At 46.4% G+C, this 19,967-nt stretch carries 18 protein-coding genes and 1 other annotated feature; of the genes, 15 read left to right on the top strand and 3 right to left on the bottom strand.

Annotated features, from left to right (window positions below):
• Window positions 1-111 precede the first annotated feature (111 nt).
• Window positions 112-381: a binding site (T-box leader), on the top strand.
• Between the two features lie 74 nt (window positions 382-455).
• Window positions 456-2,900, top strand: coding sequence for a leucine--tRNA ligase (gene leuS, locus FS628_RS15895; protein ID WP_145323343.1), 2,445 nt, complete (start codon window positions 456-458; stop codon window positions 2,898-2,900).
• Here leuS and comER read toward each other — a convergent pair.
• Window positions 2,881-3,726, bottom strand: a complete 846-nt coding sequence (gene comER / locus FS628_RS15890) for a late competence protein ComER (RefSeq protein ID WP_145323341.1) — start codon at window positions 3,724-3,726, stop codon at window positions 2,881-2,883. The two genes, leuS and comER, sit on opposite strands and share 20 nt — an antisense overlap.
• Window positions 3,727-3,911: 185 nt before the next feature.
• Between comER and FS628_RS15885 the strand changes: the two genes are divergently transcribed.
• The 3 genes from FS628_RS15885 (at window position 3,912) to FS628_RS15875 (ending at window position 8,079) form a co-directional block, all read left to right on the top strand.
• Complete coding sequence (locus FS628_RS15885; RefSeq protein WP_186327828.1) at window positions 3,912-4,547, top strand: helix-hairpin-helix domain-containing protein; 636 nt, start codon at window positions 3,912-3,914, stop codon at window positions 4,545-4,547.
• Between the two features lie 39 nt (window positions 4,548-4,586).
• Entirely contained in the window at window positions 4,587-5,105 is a 519-nt protein-coding gene (locus FS628_RS15880; RefSeq protein WP_145323337.1) for a deoxycytidylate deaminase, read from the top strand.
• 103 nt (window positions 5,106-5,208) lie between these two features.
• Entirely contained in the window at window positions 5,209-8,079 is a 2,871-nt protein-coding gene (locus FS628_RS15875) for a ComEC/Rec2 family competence protein (RefSeq protein ID WP_260871048.1), read from the top strand.
• A gap of 133 nt (window positions 8,080-8,212) precedes the next feature.
• Here the strand turns inward: FS628_RS15875 and FS628_RS15870 are convergent, their stop codons facing one another.
• On the bottom strand, window positions 8,213-8,701 hold the full coding sequence (locus FS628_RS15870; protein ID WP_145323335.1) for a pyridoxamine 5'-phosphate oxidase family protein: 489 nt from the start codon (window positions 8,699-8,701) through the stop codon (window positions 8,213-8,215).
• 164 nt (window positions 8,702-8,865) lie between these two features.
• Between FS628_RS15870 and FS628_RS15865 the strand changes: the two genes are divergently transcribed.
• The 9 genes from FS628_RS15865 (at window position 8,866) to FS628_RS15825 (ending at window position 17,201) form a co-directional block, all read left to right on the top strand.
• Window positions 8,866-9,405, top strand: coding sequence for a glycerol-3-phosphate responsive antiterminator (locus FS628_RS15865; protein ID WP_145323333.1), 540 nt, complete (start codon window positions 8,866-8,868; stop codon window positions 9,403-9,405).
• Between the two features lie 140 nt (window positions 9,406-9,545).
• The gene (locus tag FS628_RS15860) at window positions 9,546-10,259 is read left to right on the top strand and encodes a glycerophosphodiester phosphodiesterase (RefSeq protein WP_145323331.1); all 714 of its coding nucleotides are present in this window, start codon (window positions 9,546-9,548) and stop codon (window positions 10,257-10,259) included.
• A gap of 18 nt (window positions 10,260-10,277) precedes the next feature.
• A complete protein-coding gene (locus tag FS628_RS15855) occupies window positions 10,278-11,111 on the top strand; it encodes an HAD-IIA family hydrolase (protein ID WP_145323329.1) in 834 nt (277 codons plus the stop codon).
• Window positions 11,112-11,150: 39 nt separating this feature from the next.
• Window positions 11,151-11,987 (top strand): metallophosphoesterase family protein, encoded by an 837-nt coding sequence (locus tag FS628_RS15850; protein WP_145323327.1) that lies wholly within the window; start codon window positions 11,151-11,153, stop codon window positions 11,985-11,987.
• A 23-nt stretch (window positions 11,988-12,010) separates the two neighbouring features.
• Complete coding sequence (locus FS628_RS15845) at window positions 12,011-13,099, top strand: ABC transporter ATP-binding protein (RefSeq protein WP_145323325.1); 1,089 nt, start codon at window positions 12,011-12,013, stop codon at window positions 13,097-13,099.
• The gene (locus tag FS628_RS15840) at window positions 13,096-13,968 is read left to right on the top strand and encodes a carbohydrate ABC transporter permease (RefSeq protein ID WP_145323323.1); all 873 of its coding nucleotides are present in this window, start codon (window positions 13,096-13,098) and stop codon (window positions 13,966-13,968) included. Before FS628_RS15845 ends, FS628_RS15840 begins: the two co-directional genes overlap by 4 nt.
• Window positions 13,969-13,987: 19 nt before the next feature.
• Window positions 13,988-14,812 carry a carbohydrate ABC transporter permease gene (locus tag FS628_RS15835; protein WP_145323321.1) on the top strand — a complete coding sequence of 275 codons (825 nt, stop codon included), beginning with the start codon at window positions 13,988-13,990 and terminating at the stop codon, window positions 14,810-14,812.
• A 24-nt stretch (window positions 14,813-14,836) separates the two neighbouring features.
• Window positions 14,837-16,150: an ABC transporter substrate-binding protein gene (locus FS628_RS15830; RefSeq protein WP_145323319.1), complete on the top strand. Its 1,314-nt coding sequence runs from the start codon at window positions 14,837-14,839 to the stop codon at window positions 16,148-16,150.
• A gap of 280 nt (window positions 16,151-16,430) precedes the next feature.
• Window positions 16,431-17,201 carry a glycosyltransferase family A protein gene (locus FS628_RS15825; protein WP_260871047.1) on the top strand — a complete coding sequence of 257 codons (771 nt, stop codon included), beginning with the start codon at window positions 16,431-16,433 and terminating at the stop codon, window positions 17,199-17,201.
• Between the two features lie 130 nt (window positions 17,202-17,331).
• Here the strand turns inward: FS628_RS15825 and FS628_RS15820 are convergent, their stop codons facing one another.
• Entirely contained in the window at window positions 17,332-17,634 is a 303-nt protein-coding gene (locus FS628_RS15820) for a hypothetical protein (RefSeq protein WP_145323317.1), read from the bottom strand.
• A 351-nt stretch (window positions 17,635-17,985) separates the two neighbouring features.
• Here FS628_RS15820 and FS628_RS15815 point away from each other — a divergent pair, with 351 nt between their 5' ends.
• Window positions 17,986-18,534, top strand: coding sequence for an RNA polymerase sigma factor (locus FS628_RS15815; RefSeq protein ID WP_145323315.1), 549 nt, complete (start codon window positions 17,986-17,988; stop codon window positions 18,532-18,534).
• Window positions 18,531-19,826, top strand: a complete 1,296-nt coding sequence (locus FS628_RS15810; RefSeq protein WP_145323312.1) for an anti-sigma factor — start codon at window positions 18,531-18,533, stop codon at window positions 19,824-19,826. Before FS628_RS15815 ends, FS628_RS15810 begins: the two co-directional genes overlap by 4 nt.
• The last annotated feature ends 141 nt before the right edge of the window (window positions 19,827-19,967 follow it).

Genomic DNA, 19,967 nt, shown 5'->3' with positions numbered 1-19,967 from the left:
CAGCAACGAGTGTTATTAAAAGATACGAACCGTGTGGCTTAAAAAGGTGATTATCACGTGTAATATTGACTTTGGGCTTGCTTTTTTATATAATGTTCCCGATATTGTATACATATTTCGATGATAAGGATCAGTAGTAATTCCTGTACATAACAGAGAGCCGGCGGTTGGTGCAAGCCGGTTGACAGTGATTTGCGAACTCGCCTTGGAGAAATGCGGTGATTACACCATTCTGTTTAACCTGCTTGTATAAAGCTTGGGTTCAGGAATGGAAATCCGCATCGGTTAACCGCCGTTACAGGTCCAAAGGGAGTGGATGACGAAGCACGTTCGTCCGCTAACTAGGGTGGTACCACGGGAATTCAACCTCTCGTCCCTAGCGCTGCAAACGCTACGGGATGCTGAGGTTTTTTTGTTGCAATTAAAATGCGAATAACCTGAAGGAGGAACAATAGATGAGTGAGAATAACCAGCCGAAACACGGCTATCAGCCACAAGTCATGGAAAAAAGTTGGCAGCAATACTGGGATGCGAATAAAACGTTTAAAACGGGTGAAGATCCTGCTAAACCGAAGTTTTATGCACTGGATATGTTCCCATATCCATCCGGTTCAGGTCTGCACGTAGGCCACCCGGAAGGATATACGGCAACGGATATCGTTTCCCGTTACAAACGTATGCGCGGTTACAACGTATTGCACCCAATGGGTTGGGACGCTTTCGGTCTGCCTGCTGAGCAGCATGCACTGGATACAGGTGAACATCCACGAGATATTACATTCCGTAATATTGACAATTTCCGTCGCCAGATCAAATCGCTCGGTTTCTCTTATGACTGGGATCGTGAGATCAGCACAACGGACCCTGAATACTATAAATGGACGCAATGGATCTTTATCCAACTGTATAATAAAGGCCTCGCTTATGTGGATGAAGTAGCCGTTAACTGGTGTGAAGCACTTGGAACGGTACTTGCTAATGAAGAGGTTATTGATGGCAAGAGTGAACGTGGTGGACATCCGGTTGTACGCAAACCGATGCGTCAATGGGTTCTGAGAATTACCGAGTATGCAGAGCGTCTGTTGGAAGACCTGGAAGAGCTGGATTGGTCTGAAAGCATCAAGGATATGCAGCGCAACTGGATCGGTAAATCGACAGGTGCAGAAGTTGTATTTGCCATTGAGGGTCGCGAGGAAGTCATCAAGGTGTTCACTACCCGTGCGGACACATTGTTCGGTGCGAGCTTTGCGGTACTTGCTCCGGAACATGAATTGGTAGGAGCAATTACAACTGATGACCAACGTGAAGCGATTCAGGCTTATCAGGAGCAGGCTTCTCGTAAGAGTGATCTGGAACGTACGGATTTGGCCAAAGACAAAACAGGTGTATTCACTGGCGCTTATGCAATCAATCCCGTTAATGGTGCAAAACTGCCAATCTGGATTGCCGATTATGTCCTTGCTGGTTACGGTACAGGTGCAGTTATGGCTGTTCCGGGTCATGATGCACGTGACTGGGAATTTGCGAAGCAGTTCGGTCTGGATATTATCGAGGTTATTCAAGGTGGAGACGTTACACAAGAGGCATATTCGGGTGATGGTGCGCATGTGAATTCCGATTTCCTGAACGGACTGAACAATGAAGAAGCGGTTGCCAAAATGATTGCTTGGTTGGAAGAGAACGGTAAAGGACAAGGTAAAGTAACCTATCGTCTGCGCGATTGGCTGTTCAGCCGTCAGCGTTACTGGGGTGAGCCAATCCCAATTCTGCATCTGGAAGACGGAACGATGAAGACCGTACCGGAGGATCAACTTCCACTGCTGCTGCCTGATATCGACCAGATCAAACCTTCGGGTACTGGAGAATCACCACTGGCGAATGTTACAGAGTGGGTGAATACGGTAGATCCGGAAACGGGAATGAAGGCACGTCGCGAAACCAACACCATGCCACAATGGGCGGGTAGCTGCTGGTATTACCTGCGCTTTATTGATCCGCATAATGACAAGGAACTGATCTCCAAGGATAAACAGCAGCAGTGGCTGCCAGTTGATCTGTACATTGGCGGAGCAGAGCACGCGGTGCTTCACTTGCTGTACGCTCGTTTCTGGCACAAAGTGCTGTATGATCTGGGTGTTGTGGATACCAAAGAGCCTTTCCACAAACTGGTGAACCAAGGTATGATCCTGGGTACCAATAATGAGAAAATGAGTAAATCCCGTGGTAATGTCATTAACCCGGATGAAATCGTGAATGAATTCGGTGCAGATACATTGCGTCTGTACGAGATGTTCATGGGACCATTGGAAGCGACAAAACCGTGGAATGCAAACGGGGTTGAAGGCATGCACCGCTTCCTGTCACGTGTATGGCGTCTCTTCATCAACGAAGACACAGGAGCCATCAATGACAAGATTACGGTGGACGGTGGAACGGATGAGTTCAAGCGGACGGCTCACAAAACGATCAAAAAAGTTACGGAAGATCTGGAACATCTGCGTTTCAACACATCCATTAGTCAGCTGATGATCTTCATCAATGATGCTTACAAAGCCGATACACTGCCTCGTGAAGCGATGGAGAACTTTGTGCAGCTGTTGTCACCACTGGCACCGCATATGGCAGAGGAACTGTGGAGCCGTTTGGGTCATGAAGGTGGAATCTCTTACGTGGCTTGGCCTGAATATGATGAGTCCATGACAGTGGATGCGGAAGTAGAAATCGTTGTTCAGGTAAACGGTAAAATCGTAACACGTGCTACGATCGCGAAGGATCTGGATGCACAGGGTATGCAGGACTTTACGATGGAGCTGGCACCTGTTAAGCAGGCGCTGGAAGGCAAGACCATTCGCAAGGTCATTGCCGTTCCAGGCAAACTCGTTAATATTGTTGCCGGTTAATCTCACCGGCTCGGAATAGTTCATCCAGCTTTAACAAATCTTCATCATACTTGTCATGTGTTGTGTGGATCAGGCTGTCGAAAACGCCGTCGAGACTAACCTTCAGCAATGCAAGTGCCTGAGCGGTTATACCGCCAGGTACAGCGACACGAGCCTGAAGTTCTTGCGGAGTGTAACCTCCTTCGGTGAGCAGCTTGCCTGTTCCCAGGAGCATTTCGCCAGCCAGAGCACAGGCATCTGCTCTTTTGATGTCTGTCAGCTTCACTGCACTTTCGATCCACTGTTCCAAGAAGAACGATATGAATGCCGGTCCGCAGCTGGAGAAGTCGGATGTAATTCGTGTACAGGCTTCATCCACTTGGTAGGGCCTGCCTATATGACTGAGCAGACTTTCTAATACAGCGCGGTCTTCACTGGTCATTCGTTCACCGTGTATGCACAGGGATGCTCCGCTGCCGACCTGGTGTGTGACGCTGGGAATAACCTTGGAGACTTTGCAAGGAAGTGAAGATTCCAGATGGCGCAGCTGCACGGGACTGGTGATCGAGACAATTATATGATTGGGATTCACGACAGGCAGGATGTCTTCAATGACATGTTTGAATTCAAGCGGCTTCACGCACAGGAATATGATATTGCTTCGGATCACCGTTTCCCGATTACTCTGGGATTCATGCAGACCAGGGTAACGGAGGGATAACTGACGTACTTTGGACGGGGTTCGATTGCTGGCGGCGATCTGCCGGGGTTCGAGTGCACCCGATTGGATCAGGGCATAGATCAACAGGCTGCCCATGCTGCCGGTTCCGATAAATCCAACCTTCATTGTTTCAGGCCTCCTTTCATGCTTTACGGTACTGGCGCAGTTCATTCCCTCTATTCTATGCGTGAGGACCTGTTTCACATGACATGAAAAATGCACAACTTGTTTCATAAGGAAAGTTCAACGGTTCGGAAGCACCGCCCGTGTTCGAAATGAATGATTTTGAATTCAGGGAGAGGTGTGGAAGAATGAGATGGAATAAAGGAATGACCATTGCTGCAGCGGTGGTTGGAAGTATACTCATATTGTGGTCGGGCAAAAGTGAACAACCACCTAGTGGCTGGGAACCCTTGCAGCTCGGCACCGAGAAGCCGACGATAAAGCAGGAACTACCTGCTGTACAGTCGGCTACTTCGGTTCAGAGCAATACAGGAGCATCTTCGAGAACGGATGCAAGTGGGATGCAGACTGGGAATGAGGCAAAGGCAGAAGAGTCTAAAGAGCTTGCGAGCGTTGGGGTTGAAGGTGATTCGGTTGTTCAAACTACAAGTCAGACGAACGATAATCCTTCAGATGCTGCTACTTCGATTGAACCAGTGGCGCAAAGTACGAATTCGAATCCTTCGGTTACTTCCGAGATGGGCACGAACAGTAATCCATCTGTCGTTCGTGAGGAACCTAGCGACAACGGCAAGATTGATGTGAATACTGCACCTGTCTCCAAGCTTACGGAGCTTCCCGGAATCGGGGAGAAGAAAGCTCAGGCCATTGTGGACTATCGGAATACACATGGTCCTTTTACGAAAGTGAGTGATTTGACGAAGGTCAAAGGAATCGGCATGAAGATGCTGGAGAAGATGGCACCGCATGTGCAGATCCGGTAATATTAGAATAAAAATTGTATTGAGCGGGAGGAAAGCAGCATGAGTACAGAGGTACGCAAGGACTGGGACACGTATTTTATGGACATTGCATATATGGTCTCGACCCGTTCCCGCTGTTCGCGTCGTCACGTGGGTGCTGTGCTTGTTCAGGGAAAGAAACTGCTTGGAACAGCCTATAATGGTGCACCCACGGGCGTCCCGGATTGTTCTGAAGCAGGTTGCATGATATCGGAAGAATATGAGTTGGTCGTAACCGATGGACAAGAAGAAATGGTCAAAAAGCAACGCTGCATTCGCACAATCCACGCGGAGCAAAATTTGCTTTTATTCACAGATCGAATTGACCGCGAAGGCTCGTCTGTGTATGTGACCGACGAACCTTGCTGGACATGTGCCAATATGCTGGCGAATAGCGGGATTACAGAAATCGTGTTTCATCGTTCTTATCCTAAAGATACCGGCAAGGTTACGAATATGATGCAACAGAAGGGCATAACGTTCCGCAGACTGGAGAATTACCAGCCGCCGCGGGAAACGATGATGACCGTGAGCAACTAATATTAATATAGTCTAATGCGCGAGGGAGAACCTCCGGCAAGCCTGAATCGGCTTTCCGGGGGTTTTTCTGCGTTTAATGGGGTGGAATGAAGGAGGGGAAGGAATGAAAGGCAGACCGTTACTGAGTTTTACGATTTGCTGGTTATGCGGGAGCGGGATGGCATGCGCGTTAACAGGATGGACGTTAATCTGGGGGTTCATTGGAGCGCTGGCATGTCTGCCACTTCTACTTCGCTTTATGGATGTGCGTGGATGGTCTATTGTATTTTTACTCGCTGCCTTTATTGGAGGTGCTGCACATTGGGAGTGGAATGACGCACGCAATCATAGCAGTCTGCCGGAGACCATGCAGATCGCTGCTGATGCGCTGGACGGTTGGTCAGCCGAAATTCAGGGTGAGCTGGTGTCAGATGTACGCATTGATGGAGATCGGGCTGACTTTAAGATTCAGATGTCTTCAATATTGCCTATCTCGGATTCATCATCAGATACAGATCTGGCAACATCATCTGCGTTCAACATAGATGAACAATTGATGGTGCAAGTCAGATTGGCGGAGGAGGAAGAACAGCAGGTAGCGGCAGGTTGGAAGAGGGGCGATTCAATCACGCTTCATGGTTCTTTTGCCCTTCCTGGTGAAGCCAGGAACTTTGACGGGTTTGATTATCGCAGCTATTTGCGAACCCTGCATATCCACTGGTTGTTCAAAGTGAAGGGAGCCAGTTCAGTAACAGCAGCTCCCCCTGAAGGGGTTGGACAATTTAACGTACTACGGTGGACGGATTGGATGCGGCATGCGTTGGGTTCGGCGGTCGAGCGATTATTCCCCGAGCCTCATGCAGGGTATATGAAGGGTCTGATTATCGGGATGGCTAATGATATCGATCCTGGTACCTATGGTCAGTTTTCACAACTGGGTCTAACGCATATCCTGGCAATCTCCGGAACTCATGTCGCTGTATATGTAGCTTCTCTTCTCCTTATTTTATCCTGGCTAAGGCTTACCAGAGAGACGGCACTTACGATTGTTCTTATACTGGTACCAGCTTATGTGCTGCTATCCGGTGGTTCACCTTCAGTGATTCGGGCAGGCATAATGTCCATGATTGGGCTGTATATGGCTCGTCGTGGTCTTGCCAGAGATGGTCTTCAGATGATTAGTGCAGCAGCATTGCTGATGATGTGGTGGAACCCGTACTTTTTGCTGAGCGTTAGCTTTCAGTTATCTTTTCTCGTAACCGCAGGTTTGATGATCTACATGCCATTGATTAACCGATTGTTCAGCAGTTGGCCGAAATCTCTGGCAGCGACAGCATCCGTTACCGTGACCGCTCAGTTGATTTCGTTCCCAGTAACCATTTTATATTTCAACCAGTTCTCATTGCTCTCATTTGTGGCTAACTTTCTGCTTGTTTCTTTGATTAGTGCGATTGTATTACCTCTGGGGACGGTCGCCATGCTGTTGTCTTTCATATGGGTTCCCTTGGCGAAACCCCTCGCATGGGTTGCAATTCAACTGAATCAACTGACGTTTACAAGCGTAGAGTGGATGAACAGCATGCCAGGTTTTGTATTGATCTGGGCTACGCCTTCACTGTTGTGGATTGCTGCATATTACGCCGTGTTGTATGCTCTGCTGTATCTACTTCATCAGGGCAACGGTACACAGCAAGAAACAGTGGTTACTGAGGAGGATACGGCTCCTCTTGTCATGCGACAGCCTTCTGTTGCAATGGGGAATGTGGGCATTCGTTCTTCGATGTCTACCGGGGAACAGTATCGAGGTAAGAACCATGTAGATGGAAAAGAAACTTCATTAACGACTTTAGGAGCCAGTATCGCATGGCCGGAGTATACAAGTGCATTTACTGCACGAGGTGCAGGTTATTATACGCATCAGCGAATGAGTAAAGTTCAGCGGTGGTTGTGCGGCTTGCTCGCGATCAGCTTTGTTGCTGGATTGTGGTGGGCATACCAGACTCCGAAGCCTGCTGGAACCGGCATTGTTCAATTCTTGGACATTGGTCAGGGAGACAGCACGTTGATTACAACGCCAGAAGGCAAACACATTTTGGTGGATGGCGGAGGCACGGTGAACTTTGGGAACACCGAACAATCATGGAAAACAAGGCGGGATCCGTATGAAGTGGGAGCCAAGGTCGTTGTTCCTCTATTGAAAAAGAGAGGCATCCATCAACTGGACGCTGTAATTGTAACGCATGCTGACCAGGATCATGCGGGAGGACTACAGGCTGTGCTGGAACAGATCCCGGTTAAACGATTCATGTTTAATGGCACAACTAGTGGTAAGGATAACTTTGATAAATTACTGACTACAGCCATGGAACGAAAGATTCCACTTTACGCCATCCAGCAGGGCATGTCTTATAAGGCTGACAAGGAGACGAGTTTACATTTTATAGCTCCAGATCTGGAACATATGGAAATAGAAGCTTCTGGCAGTTTGCCTGTGTCTGAACACCAGAATCATGATTCCGTTGTCTTTTTGCTGGACATGGCTGGGACATCCATGTTGTTCACGGGAGACATGGATGCAGCGGCCGAACAGAACCTGCTCTATATGATTCAAGATGGCTCGCTCGCTGAAGCGTTTGAACAGAGAGGTGCAGATCTTGGAGTTGCAGAGAGAGTTGTACAACAGGTACTTACAGGCCTGTTGCAGGACAATTCAAAAGATGCCTCAGCTTCTGTCTCCATTGACGTGTTAAAGGTCGCTCATCATGGTAGTAAAACATCATCAACCGAAGCCTGGCTCCAATACTGGAAAGCCAAAACCGCGGTCATATCTGCCGGTGTTAATAACACATATGGGCATCCCAATCCGGGGGTGATGGAACGTTTGGAGGCTACCGGGTCAGAGATTTATCGGACAGATCAGGTGGGTGAGGTTCAGATGAGAGTGAAAGATGGGAAGATTGATATTCGGTACAAGTTGGTTGACAAGGAGGGATGAGTTTTGGCTGGCCTAAATCGTTTTTTTGAACGCCTCTGACTATTATGGATTGATATCCTGTATAAGATCGAATTCAAAGTGCCCATCGCTATAGCATGATGGGCACTTCTCTTTATGAAATTTCTTTACGTATCTAATTGAATTCCACAATCTGATTGATATCTGTTCCTTCAGTATTTTTGCCCAGTAGTCGACGGAACAAGAACTTGGCCATCTTAAACTTGTTGCCGGTATCCCAATACTCGGCAGTTTCGGCTTTGACCTTGATGAGAACGAGGTTCGGATCATCATACGTGGTTTCTAGTACGTTCTCGTAGACCGGGCTCCAAAATTCCTTAATCTTCTCAGAGCTTTCCACGAGTTCGGCTTCGCCACGGATGGAGACGAAAGATTTACCCGCATATGCGATGTTAACTTGCTGGTTGTGAAGCAGTTCATGAAATTTGCTCGTATCTTTCTTGGTCAGGAACCACAGGTTGCTGTCGAACTCGACATCCTGGGTTTTCATTGGGCGTGAAACTAGCCCTTCTTCTGATACCGTTGTAAGCATCGCAACGTCGATGTCTTTGATCAATTCCTGAATTTTCTCAATTGCTTCTTGGTGATCTGAAGTTGGATTCATCGTATGATTCATCCTTTCGATGTGTAGTATTATCACTATTTCCCTCGCTAGGCTTCGCCAAACCTCAGGGCTTAAGTTAATACCCCGTTTACATGGCGGTGATACCAAACGAATATTAAAGCTTTATCATTTAAGATGACAAACGAGGGAATGAGGACTAAATCATGAAGAATTATCCCATCATCGCCTCCATTACGGTAGACGAGCAAATTTCTCAAGCTATAGCAAGCGATGTGAAGAGAGTTATTCTGATGACAGGCAACATCACCAATCTTGGTTCAATCATAGACAGTCTGCATCAAAGCGGCAAACAGGCTTACGTGCATACCGAGATGGTATCCGGGATTGGACGAGATGCCTCCGCCATTCAATATCTTGCTGATGTGTTTAAAGTCGATGGGATCGTGACGACGAAGAGCAATGCGGTTTCTGCTGCAAAGCAAGCAGGCTTATTAAGCATACAGCGCATATTTGCCATTGATTCAGCTGCAATTGAGACTGCAGTTCGGATGATTAAGAGCTACAAGCCTGATGAGGTTGAATTGATGCCGGGACTTATGCCCCGAATTATCCAAGAACTGAAAGAACGCATCACGCAGCCGTTGATTGTTGGAGGACTTATCCGGCATGAGGAAGAAATTCAGGAAGCATTAAAGAGCGGGGCAGATTTTGTTTCGATAGGCCATGAGAAATTCTGGACTTAATTTCATACATTTATCCTTGGGTGGAGACGACGAGAAAACCCGGTGGTAAGTAAATCGATACAACCTTGATGTTGAAGGAGGGTGATTTGCTGCTGGGTTTTTTGTGTTGTCCATAAAATACAACGGGAGGTAACTTTAGCATGACCATTCAAGCAGTTGCTCATCGCGGCTATCCAAAGAAATATCCTGAAAATACGATGTCTTCCTTTTTAAAAGCGGTGGAGCTTGGGTTCACACATCTTGAACTGGATGTACATCTCAGCAAGGATGGAATCCCGGTTGTCATTCATGATCATACGCTTGACCGCATGACAAATGGGACGGGCAGGGTAGCCGATTATACAGCTTCGGAGCTGCAATCTTTTAAAATGAAGCAAGATGAGCATATTCCAACCCTTGAAGAGGTGCTGCGTGCTTTAAAGGGTAAGATTGGGCTTAACATTGAGCTTAAGCAGATGGGTAACTATTACCCTCAGCTGGAGGAAAAGGTACTTGAAGTTATCAAAGAATTCAACCTGCTGAATCAGGTAGTCATTACGTCATTTGATTTTGATGCCTTGGAGAAGATCAGGCAATTATCTAGCGATGTACGCATCGGTCTCATCACTTTTGGGTGTTCGAAGGCTATTCTTGACTGGTCGTTAGAGATGGGGGCGACATTCTTGTCCATGCACTATGCCTTCGTGACTGAAGATTACATTCATCGATGTCAAGAGCTAGGAATTCAACTGATGGCTTGGACAATAAATGAGACTTCCATAATGGAGAAATTTCAGGAATATCCGTCCGTATGGGTCTGTACAGATGAGCTCGAATGCTTCATGAATGTATTGGAGTTGTCCAGCTCAGTGTGAGCGGGCAGGGTTAAGGTCATGGAGGATTTGTATGCTTACGATGCGTATTGCTTCGATTTAGACGGGACGATTTATGTCGGCCAGATGATGCTCCCTGGCGTAAATAACTTAATTAGTGGCTTGCGATCACGAGGCAAGCGTCTCTTGTTCCTTACGAATACTCCCGTTCATACCAGGGAGGATTGCTACAAGCGGCTGCTGAATTTGGGTGTTTCGTGCCAGCTTGATGAAATTCTGACCGCAGGATACGTGTCAGGAATGTATTTTACAGAGCATGCCCCGGACGCCAAGGTGCTGGTTGTCGGTGAGGAGGCTTTGCAGAGAGAACTTCGGGCAATCGGGATAGTCATTACCGAAGATCCGTATCGATCAACGCATGTGTTAGTTGGCATGGATCGGCAGTTTCATTACGATAAGCTTCATTTAGCGGCAAAAGCAGTCCGTCATGGGGCGGTTCTGCTCGCAACGAATCCGGACAACTGCTGTCCCGTGCCAGGAGATATCATTCCGGACACCGGAGCCATTCTAAGCTCGATCGAGGCAGCTAGCCAGCAGAAAGCATCGGTCGTGATTGGCAAGCCTTCCCGCTATTATGCAGAGAAGGCGCTCGAGCTTTTGGATGTGGATAGCAGCAGATGCCTCATGATAGGTGATCGGCTGGAAACGGATATTTTATTTGGACAGCAGAATGGAATGAAGACTGCGCTCGTGCTTACGGGTATCTCCTCAAGAGAGGATATTGGAAAGACCGGTATCATTCCGGATTATATATGGCCTTCCTTCAACGAATGCATCATGGAGCAGGATGACCATTTAAAGCCTTCAGATGTGTTGCAGGTGGAGAGAGCTTGAGCAGCAAGGTGTCCAAAATAAAGATGGAGGTGGCGTTTAATGCGTCTGGCGTTACTAGGTGATTTTCACTATTCAAGTATGAGTCACGGGACCGAGGAAATGAAGGCTGCGAGAGTCCGGGCATACGAGCATATGCTCGAGGCTTTTCTGAAGGAAGAGGCGGACTTTCATATCTCTATTGGCGATTTAACACATGAAGGAACGGCTCAGGAACTTCGATCGATTTACTCCATTCTTGCAAGAAGTGAACGGAACTTTATTCATGTGCTGGGCAATCATGATACCTATTCGATACCAAAGCATGAGATTTCCACGCTAACAGGTCAGGATCGCTATCGAACGATTGACACGCCTCATGCCAAGCTGGTTTTTCTGGATACTACCCAGGAAATGAACCGTGAGGATTGGGGAGGAGAACTGGACGGAGAGCAACTGGCATGGCTCAAAGACCAGCTTGCCGATTCGCATAAGAAGCAAGTACTCCTCTTCGGGCATCATCCGGTATTCGATACAACTGCACGTTCGACGCTCGATAAGCTGTATGTCCGTCCGCAGGATGAACTGAAGAGCATATTCAATAGTCGGCCAGAAGGAGGCATCTATTTTTGCGGGCATAATCACATAAACTCCATCGTTAAGCAAGCAAAATGGCATTACGTACAGACCGCAGCTTGTCTCGATGTACCTGCCTACCGCGTTATTGAAGTTCATGAGGGAAAAGTAGCGATAACTCACCGGCTTATACAGGGTGCCGGTCTCATCGACGATATTCAGAGCTTTTGTAGTGATATGCCGGGCTTTGGACCTGTCGCTGATGCATTGGGAGAAGAAAACGACCTTATCTTATCCATTCAATTAGCATCGGCCGCTCAGTAATGTAAAGAGAAGGAGGGAATGTCATGGCACAGATTGTGTTGAAGCAGATTGAAAAAAGCTTCAAGCAGGATAAAGTCATCGAGGGTCTCGATCTGACCATTGAGGATGGTTCCTTTACCGTATTGGTAGGCCCGTCCGGCTGTGGAAAATCGACGACACTCCGCATGATCGCAGGACTTGATAAGGAGTCGGGCGGTGAAATTTGGATCGGAGACCATTCTGTCAATGGATTGGAGCCGGGCAAGCGCAATGTCGCCATGGTATTTCAAAACTATGCATTATATCCAATGATGACGGTCAAGGAGAACATCGAATTCGGATTAGTGAATCGCAAGGTTCCCCGGCCCGAGCGAGAGCGTCTCGTTAAGGAGATCACAGAGGTCGTCGGCCTAGCCGAGTATTTGCACAAGAAGCCGCAGGCTCTGTCCGGAGGTCAGCGTCAGCGGGTTGCCTTGGCTCGGGCCATGGTGAAGAAACCCGCAGTCTTCCTGATGGACGAACCATTGTCCAATTTGGATGCCAAGCTTCGCCATCAGATGCGAACGGAGCTAATCCAGCTTCACAAACGGTTAGGCGCAACCTTTGTCTTTGTTACGCATGACCAGGTTGAGGCCATGTCTATGGGAGATCGTATCGTCATCATGAATAAAGGGCGTATTCAACAAGCAGATCGTCCAATGAAAATCTACGATGATCCGGATAATGTTTTTACAGCCCAGTTTATCGGTACACCGCCGATGAATGTAATTGATCGTGAACGTATCCTGCCTTATTTGAATGGGCAGCTTCATGACGATATTGGGCAGATTGGCTTTCGACCAGAGAAAGCAACGATGACACTTGAGAACAGACCGCAGACGGGGCATGTTCAATTCACGGCCCAGATCATGACACGCGAGACTCTAGGCGCAGAAATTATCTATCAACTTGATTCGGCGCTTGGACCTGTTGCCGTGAAGAGCTTTTTGAAGCCTTTGGAGTCAGCCTCCGAGGTAAACGTCATGGTCTCCATGCAGGATATGTACTATTTTGATCGGAACGGAGTCCGTGTGCGTCAGCATGAGCGGTCTGAAGCTAGAGAGCTCATTGTCCTGGGAGGGAAATATTCATGACCGTTTGGTCCAGATTCCGTCCCTATGTCATGGTGGCTCCCTCTATCGTGATTTTCTCTATTTTCTTCATTTATCCGATCTTCTATATGATCTTTTTGAGTTTTTACAATTGGGATTTTATTAATCCGGTCAAGGAGTTTGTGGGCTTCAACAACTTTGTCGAGTTATTTAAGGATAGTGCGTTTCTTCAGGTCCTGAGCAATTCCTTGAACTATACGCTTCTTTCCGTATCCTTATCCATTGTGATTTCGCTTCTGCTTGCGATTTGGCTGAATCGGGAAGGGGCATGGTACGGGTTTGTTCAAGGTGCGCTATTTAGTCCACATATTGTTTCGCTTGTATCGGTATCCCTGGTGTGGATGTGGCTGATGGATCCCAAATTCGGTTTGCTTAATGGTTTGCTTGATATGGTTGGTTTGCCCAAGCTGGAGTGGCTGAGTAGTCCCGACAGTTCATTATTGTCGCTTGTGCTTGTTTCGGTCTGGAAAGGCGTGGGATACAACGCTCTCATTTTCATCGCTGGTCTCCAAAGCATTCCGAAGGATGTGTATGAAGCCTCGGCTCTGGACGAGGCCAATTGGTGGCGGAAGTTCTACAAAATTACGCTGCCCATGCTTTCGCCGACCCTGTTTTTCTTGATTATCATTAATTTGATCAGTTCATTCCAAGTGTTTGAGACCATTGCCATCATGACCAACGGGGGTCCGGTCAATTCAACCAACACGCTCGTCTTTTACATCTACGAGTACGGATTCCGCTATTTCAAGATCGGTTACGCTTCGGCTGCAGGAGTTATACTGCTCGTTGTCGTTGGTTTGCTTACGCTGGTCTACTTCAAGTTGCTGAGCCGCAAGGTTCACTACCAATAGAAAGGAGCAGGGAAATATCATGGCAAGAAAGTCATTGCTGCGTATTCTGAATATTATTGCCACGATGGTACTGGTTGCGATTTTTGCTATCCCTTTTCTATGGATGATTTCAACATCACTGAAGTCTTACCCGGAGACCGTGATCTTTCCACCCAAATGGATTCCCTCCAAGGTGATGTGGAGCAACTTCCAAGCGGCGTGGGAATCTGGGCCTTTTTTGAAATATCTAATGAATAGCGTTGTTGTATCGGTCAGTATACTCCTTCTTCAATTCACAACCATTATATTGGCTGCCTACGCGTTTGCAAGGTACTCCTTCAAAGGAGACAAGCTGCTCTTCGGGATAACGATGGTGACCTTGATGATTCCTGGTCAGCTTATTTTCCTGCCTGTTTATTTGCTGCTCAGCAAGTGGGGACTCATTAACAATTTGCTGGCACTCATTCTTCCTTTCTCTTCCAGTGCCTTTGGCATATTCATGCTGAGGCAGTCATTCAAGCAAGTACAGGAAGAGCTTATTGAAGCGGCACGGCTTGACCAAACACCGGAATGGAAGATCATTCTCAAGATTATGGTGCCCATGGCACGGCCAACGCTGGTGACCTTTGCATTGTTCAGCTTCATTGCACACTGGAATGATTACTTCTGGCCGCTCGTAATGACGACCTCCGATGCAGCCAGAACGCTTCCGATTGGGATCTCCAAGCTGCGCGAGGTTGACGGAGGAGCCGCCTGGCACATTTTGATGGCTGGAAACATGATTTTGGTCGTTCCGATTCTTATTGTTTTCTTATTCGGACAACGGCAAATTATTAAAGCGTTTGTCTATTCGGGTGTGAAGTAATCCAATTCATAGGAGGGTTTATCCATGAAAAAATTTGGGTCAATTTTGTTAGCAGCAACGCTTGCACTTGCAGTAACTGGTTGTGGTGATTCCAATTCCGCGGGTTCAACCGATAATGCTGCTGCTTCTAGTAGTTCGAATGGCACGGCCAATAAACCGGTAGAGATTACATATTGGTACTCATGGGGGGACAAGATCGCCGAGAACAATGAAAACTTGGTTAAAATGTTTAATGAATCCCAAGATGAAGTCATTGTGAAGGCGGAATACCAGGGATCGTATGCAGATCAGCACTCTAAGGCTCAGGCTGCTTTCGCAGCAGGCAATGCACCCGAAGTTTGGCAAAATGAAATTGCTTCAGTTGGTGTGTTTGCCGAATCCGGCATGACTCAGGAGTTGACTTCATTTGTTGAAAAAGATCAGCTTGATATGGAAGATTTCATTCCAGGGCTAATGGGAAATTCCTATGTAAACGACAAACTGTATGCTCTTCCATATTTGCGGAGTACACCAATCCTGTATTTGAACCGTACCATGCTGAAGGATGCGGGACTTGATCCTGCTGGACCGAAGAATTGGACGGAATTTGAAGATTATGCACGCAAGCTAACGATTAAGGATCAGCGTTACGGTATCTCGATGCCTGTTGATATTTGGTTCTATGAGGCTTTTGTTAAACAGAGCGGAGGAACGATGATCAGCGAGGATGGGAAAAGTGCAGCATTCAATAATGAAACCGGAATTGAACCAGTGAAGTTATGGCTGAAGATGAAGGATGAAGGCATCATGAGCATCGGTACGACTGATGATGCAGGTACGCAAGCCAAGACGGATTTCCATAATCAGCGTTCAGCCATGATATTTGCTTCCACTGCAGATTTGACCAATAATATGAAGGTTGCAGAAGAGCAGGGTTTTGAACTTGGGACGACATTTATGCCTGCGAATGATACGTATGGGGTTCCAACAGGTGGTGCCAACCTGGTGATGACTTCCGGCCTGTCTCCAGAAAAGCAGGAGGCGGCGTGGAAGTTCATTAAATGGATGACCGCCAAAGAGCAAACGATATATGCAAGCTCCTTCACGGGATATTTGCCTAGCCGAATCAGTGCAGTGGAAAGCGATGATATGAAGAAGCTTTATGAGGAAAAGCCGTTGTTTAAGGTGGCGGTAGACCAATTGGAATACGCGGGTCCACGCCCAATGCAGAAGGTTTATCCTGAGATTGGTGAGATGATCAAGGATGAGATTCTTCGCGCGGTTGTTGATTCGTCCGTTTCGGCAGAGGCAGCTGTAGCTGAAGCGGCGAAGAAGGCCGATGCTTTGTTGAATAAGTAAAATGATAAGACTAAGAAGCTAGGCGGTATAATTTCCGCTTAGCTTTTTTGTTGTATGAGTCCATGGAAGTCGCTAAAGACCGCTGAATCGGGAAGAGATTGAACAGGTATTACGAGAATTCATGATCTGACCAGAGGTGTACTGGATTGATTCATAGCACGCCCTAACTTGCTTTCAGGAAATGAATTATGCTACTAGTAATTTGTCCATTGCAATTTTATTGGAAATACATATACTATTCAGATCTTTGATCATTTGAACACCAAAGGAGGGCTAAGTGGTGTCTAAGGAAAAAAAACTCATTATAGAAATGCTCTTTAATAACTGGGGAGGGACATCGGACCGACTCACCAAGCAGTGGATAGAATACAGAATAGATTTATTCATGAAATATACACTCAAGAGCCTGCTCCTTCAATCTTCTCAGGATTTTACCTGCTACGTGCTATATGATCCGAAGTCTGAGAACCTCGTACAAGGGACACTAAAAAACTACCCTCCCCTGCCTTCCAATATCTGTTTTGTTACACCTATAGATTACAAAGCTCATGTAATCCAAGGTATTGAGGAGTTCAAGTATTTGTACCGTGTCTATCTGTCCAGCGACGATATGTACCACAAAGATTTTATAAAACAACTGCACGTCTATGAACCACAAAAGGGCACGGTTGCCTTGATACCTCAATACGGTTACATCTACGATTCAGTACAAAAGCGACTGGGGAATTTTTTTTTCTGGCTTCCCAGCTACGGTGCAACACTTATCCATGTGGATGAGTATTTAAAAGGACAAGCAGCCCGTTATAGCTGGCGCGATGCACTAAAGGTACCCAGAGAATTTATTCATATCAAAGAACCCATCTGGATTAATCATATTCATGGACAGAATACAGGAACGACTTTTGACAATGTACTGGATTGGAAAATAGCTAATGTTCATGATGCTTGTACGTTGGAGCCTTGGAATAACAGTAAGCAACCTAGGGCTGTTTTTGGTCCTGAAATTACAAAGCCAAATGAAATCGAACGGATATTAAACAACTTTTTCTGAATATACGCTTCTTTCCTGGGACAGGGGGGAAATGAGGGTCCAACAAGCAAAGCCCGCTTTCCGTTACACTCCACGAGGGAGAATATCGGAAAACGGGCTATTTCTTTAAATGGTTGAAATTATATAATAACTACTCAACGCCATCCTTAAAGTGTTTGTTCCAGTGTTTGTCGCCTTTGTGCAGCAGATCTTCTACCGTTTTCTCAAGAGTCATCAACAGCTGAGCTCTCACATCAAGTACAGTTTCTCTGTACAAGCGTTCTTCCGTTCCAACGATTTTATCGCCGTATAATGCCTGTGCAGCTACGTACTTCCGATGTTCCTCAACCAGAGTATCAATGGACTCTAATGCATGTTCCACAAAATGGGAAATGCTTTGATATTCTTTGGGCATTTGTTCTTTTAAAGCTTGAATTTTCGCAAGAGCTGGCATGCTCATCACCTCGTGTTTATGAATGTAAATTTACAATACACTATTTTCATGAAAATTACATTAAAAACAGCTTAAATTTGGACAAATTTCGACTTTTTTTATTTTAGGGACCAAAAAAGGGGTTGGCTATAATGTATGCTATTGCATTTGAATTGAGTCGTGTAAGTAATGGAATCCCTTTTGTACTCGTTTGGTGACTCATTATGCAATTTCTGTTATTCTAAGAGAAGATTTCAGCGGCCCTAATACATACGCCGTTATTTTGTTATGGCAAATTAAAAAAATACTTAACTTTGCAACAATTTTATTGATGATCACGTCTGTAAGGTTGCAGGGAGAGGGGGATCCTTTGTGGTAGAGCCGGAACTCATCAGAGCCGCTCAATCGGGCGATCGCGACGCTCTAATTACCCTATTGCGGGAGATTGAACAACACGTCTATCGGACCGCATATTACATTCTAAATAATGAACAGGACGCTTTGGATGCTGCTCAGGAAGCGTTGATCCGAATTTACACCAAAATCAACTCATACGAAGAAAAGGCCCAATTCAAAACATGGGTACAACGTATCGTTACGAACATCTGTATTGATAAATTCCGAAGAACCAAGCCGTCTGTCTCCATTGACGAACATGAAATGGTTTTTCAGGATAATCAGGATGTCGAATATGAGGTCATGTCCACATATGTGGCACAGGACATTCAGGATGCGATCAACAAGCTTCCCGAGCATCATCGTACCGTTATTGTTCTAAGATATTTGCAGGACTTATCCTACAACGAAATTGCGGATTGTCTCGATCTTCCGTTAAATACGGTGAAATCTTATTTATTTAGAGCCAGACAACAATTACAGAATCTACTACAGGAATATCAGAAAGGTGGTGTGACAGGATGAAATGCGAAGAGGTGGTGGAATGGATGCACCGCTATCTGGATCATGATCTGGACGAGGCGGAAACCGCGCAGATGCTACAGCATGTGGCGAAGTGTCCGGAGTGCGCCGAGAATTTTAGTTTACTCAGAGCTCTTTCCAGAGAACTGGAAGAATTACCGCAAGTAAGCCCGAAATTTAGTCTGGTTGATGCGATTATGCCGCAGCTTGATGCCATTGACGAAGCGCGGAAGGAACAAAGTAGCACCATACAGGAAATGAATCCTGTCCCCGCTGCATTTGAGAATTTACAACGTTCAAGTGAGCGGAAAACGAAGCAAAAATGGCTTAACTCGATGGCAGGACGTATGTCCATGGGTGCAGCGGCTGCGGCAGTTATATTGGGATTCGCCATCTGGGGAAATCCGCCTGAACAGATTGAGAATGCCGATTCCATGCTGATGAGCTCTGGAGCTTCTCAAGAGAGCGGCAATGTGGATGAAAATCCATTAAGCAAGAAGATTGAAAATTATGATCCTGCCACTTCGTCCCAACCAAGCAGCAACGATGTGTTTGTGGATCAATCGAATGTTTCACCAACTAAACCAGATAACCAAGGCGTAGAAACAATTCCTGAAGAGAACGGTGGAGATGAGGTACAGGAGCCTGAAGTTCAGTCAGATCCGACACCTAAACAACCGGCTACCGAATCAACGCCTGCTCCGAATAAAGGACCGCAGGATAATTCGTCCAAAACTCCTTCGACCGATAATCAGAAGAATCCGGTTCAGAACCAAGATTCTGAGCAGAGAATTCAGGGATCAGGAGATTCTCCTAAATCTTCTGCAGATGGGGAAGAGAATGGAGTAACAGAAACAGAAACAGAAACAGAAAATGGAGATGCGAAATCCTTCACTTCTCAGGATACAACACCTAATATGACTGAAGATGTTCCGGTTGAAGGTAACACTGTACCTGATTCCAGTGCAGGTGCAGACGCTTCTGGAGGAAACAAAGGATTCGCAGCAGGACCGGATCAGGGAATGACTACAACAGCAGCACCAAAAGAATGGAAGTCACCTGACGGCTCCTATGTAGTTATGCTTATTGGTGATCAAATCAGCATATACTCCAAACCTGCCAACGAACCGGATGTTCTAAATTTGGTTGAACAACGCAGTATAGAGGGGACACTGAAGTCAGCGAGTTGGTCGAAGGATGGTACCCTATTTAATTACGAAACGGACAAGGACGGAACAACGGCGAAGAACTCGTTTAATGTACCTTCTGTTTCAGGTGGAGCTTCTGCCAAATAAGTGGAGTTAGGGATTCTAATCCTTAAAACAAAAGAACATTTTCAGTATGACAAGCATATATTGGAAGTAACAAAACGTCCTATCTCAGTTCAAACAACTGACGTCGTATGACCGCGCATCAGCTTTTTCTAGAACTGCTGG

Origin of the sequence: Paenibacillus xylanexedens (genome assembly GCF_007676705.1) — a bacterium.
GTDB classification, from domain to species: domain Bacteria; phylum Bacillota; class Bacilli; order Paenibacillales; family Paenibacillaceae; genus Paenibacillus; species Paenibacillus xylanexedens_C.
The sequence above is the reverse complement of the archived record's forward strand: the minus strand, read 5'-3'. Positions and strand labels throughout refer to the sequence as shown.

Bases quoted from the DNA above. Each gene is read 5' to 3' on its own strand.
- leuS (WP_145323343.1), top strand. From the start codon at position 456: ATGAGTGAGAATAACCAGCCGAAACACGGCTATCAGCCACAAGTCATG.
- comER (WP_145323341.1), bottom strand. From the start codon at position 3,726: ATGAAGGTTGGATTTATCGGAACCGGCAGCATGGGCAGCCTGTTGATC.
- FS628_RS15885 (WP_186327828.1), top strand. From the start codon at position 3,912: ATGAGATGGAATAAAGGAATGACCATTGCTGCAGCGGTGGTTGGAAGT.
- FS628_RS15880 (WP_145323337.1), top strand. From the start codon at position 4,587: ATGAGTACAGAGGTACGCAAGGACTGGGACACGTATTTTATGGACATT.
- FS628_RS15875 (WP_260871048.1), top strand. From the start codon at position 5,209: ATGAAAGGCAGACCGTTACTGAGTTTTACGATTTGCTGGTTATGCGGG.
- FS628_RS15870 (WP_145323335.1), bottom strand. From the start codon at position 8,701: ATGAATCCAACTTCAGATCACCAAGAAGCAATTGAGAAAATTCAGGAA.
- FS628_RS15865 (WP_145323333.1), top strand. From the start codon at position 8,866: ATGAAGAATTATCCCATCATCGCCTCCATTACGGTAGACGAGCAAATT.
- FS628_RS15860 (WP_145323331.1), top strand. From the start codon at position 9,546: ATGACCATTCAAGCAGTTGCTCATCGCGGCTATCCAAAGAAATATCCT.
- FS628_RS15855 (WP_145323329.1), top strand. From the start codon at position 10,278: ATGGAGGATTTGTATGCTTACGATGCGTATTGCTTCGATTTAGACGGG.
- FS628_RS15850 (WP_145323327.1), top strand. From the start codon at position 11,151: ATGCGTCTGGCGTTACTAGGTGATTTTCACTATTCAAGTATGAGTCAC.
- FS628_RS15845 (WP_145323325.1), top strand. From the start codon at position 12,011: ATGGCACAGATTGTGTTGAAGCAGATTGAAAAAAGCTTCAAGCAGGAT.
- FS628_RS15840 (WP_145323323.1), top strand. From the start codon at position 13,096: ATGACCGTTTGGTCCAGATTCCGTCCCTATGTCATGGTGGCTCCCTCT.
- FS628_RS15835 (WP_145323321.1), top strand. From the start codon at position 13,988: ATGGCAAGAAAGTCATTGCTGCGTATTCTGAATATTATTGCCACGATG.
- FS628_RS15830 (WP_145323319.1), top strand. From the start codon at position 14,837: ATGAAAAAATTTGGGTCAATTTTGTTAGCAGCAACGCTTGCACTTGCA.
- FS628_RS15820 (WP_145323317.1), bottom strand. From the start codon at position 17,634: ATGCCAGCTCTTGCGAAAATTCAAGCTTTAAAAGAACAAATGCCCAAA.
- FS628_RS15810 (WP_145323312.1), top strand. From the start codon at position 18,531: ATGAAATGCGAAGAGGTGGTGGAATGGATGCACCGCTATCTGGATCAT.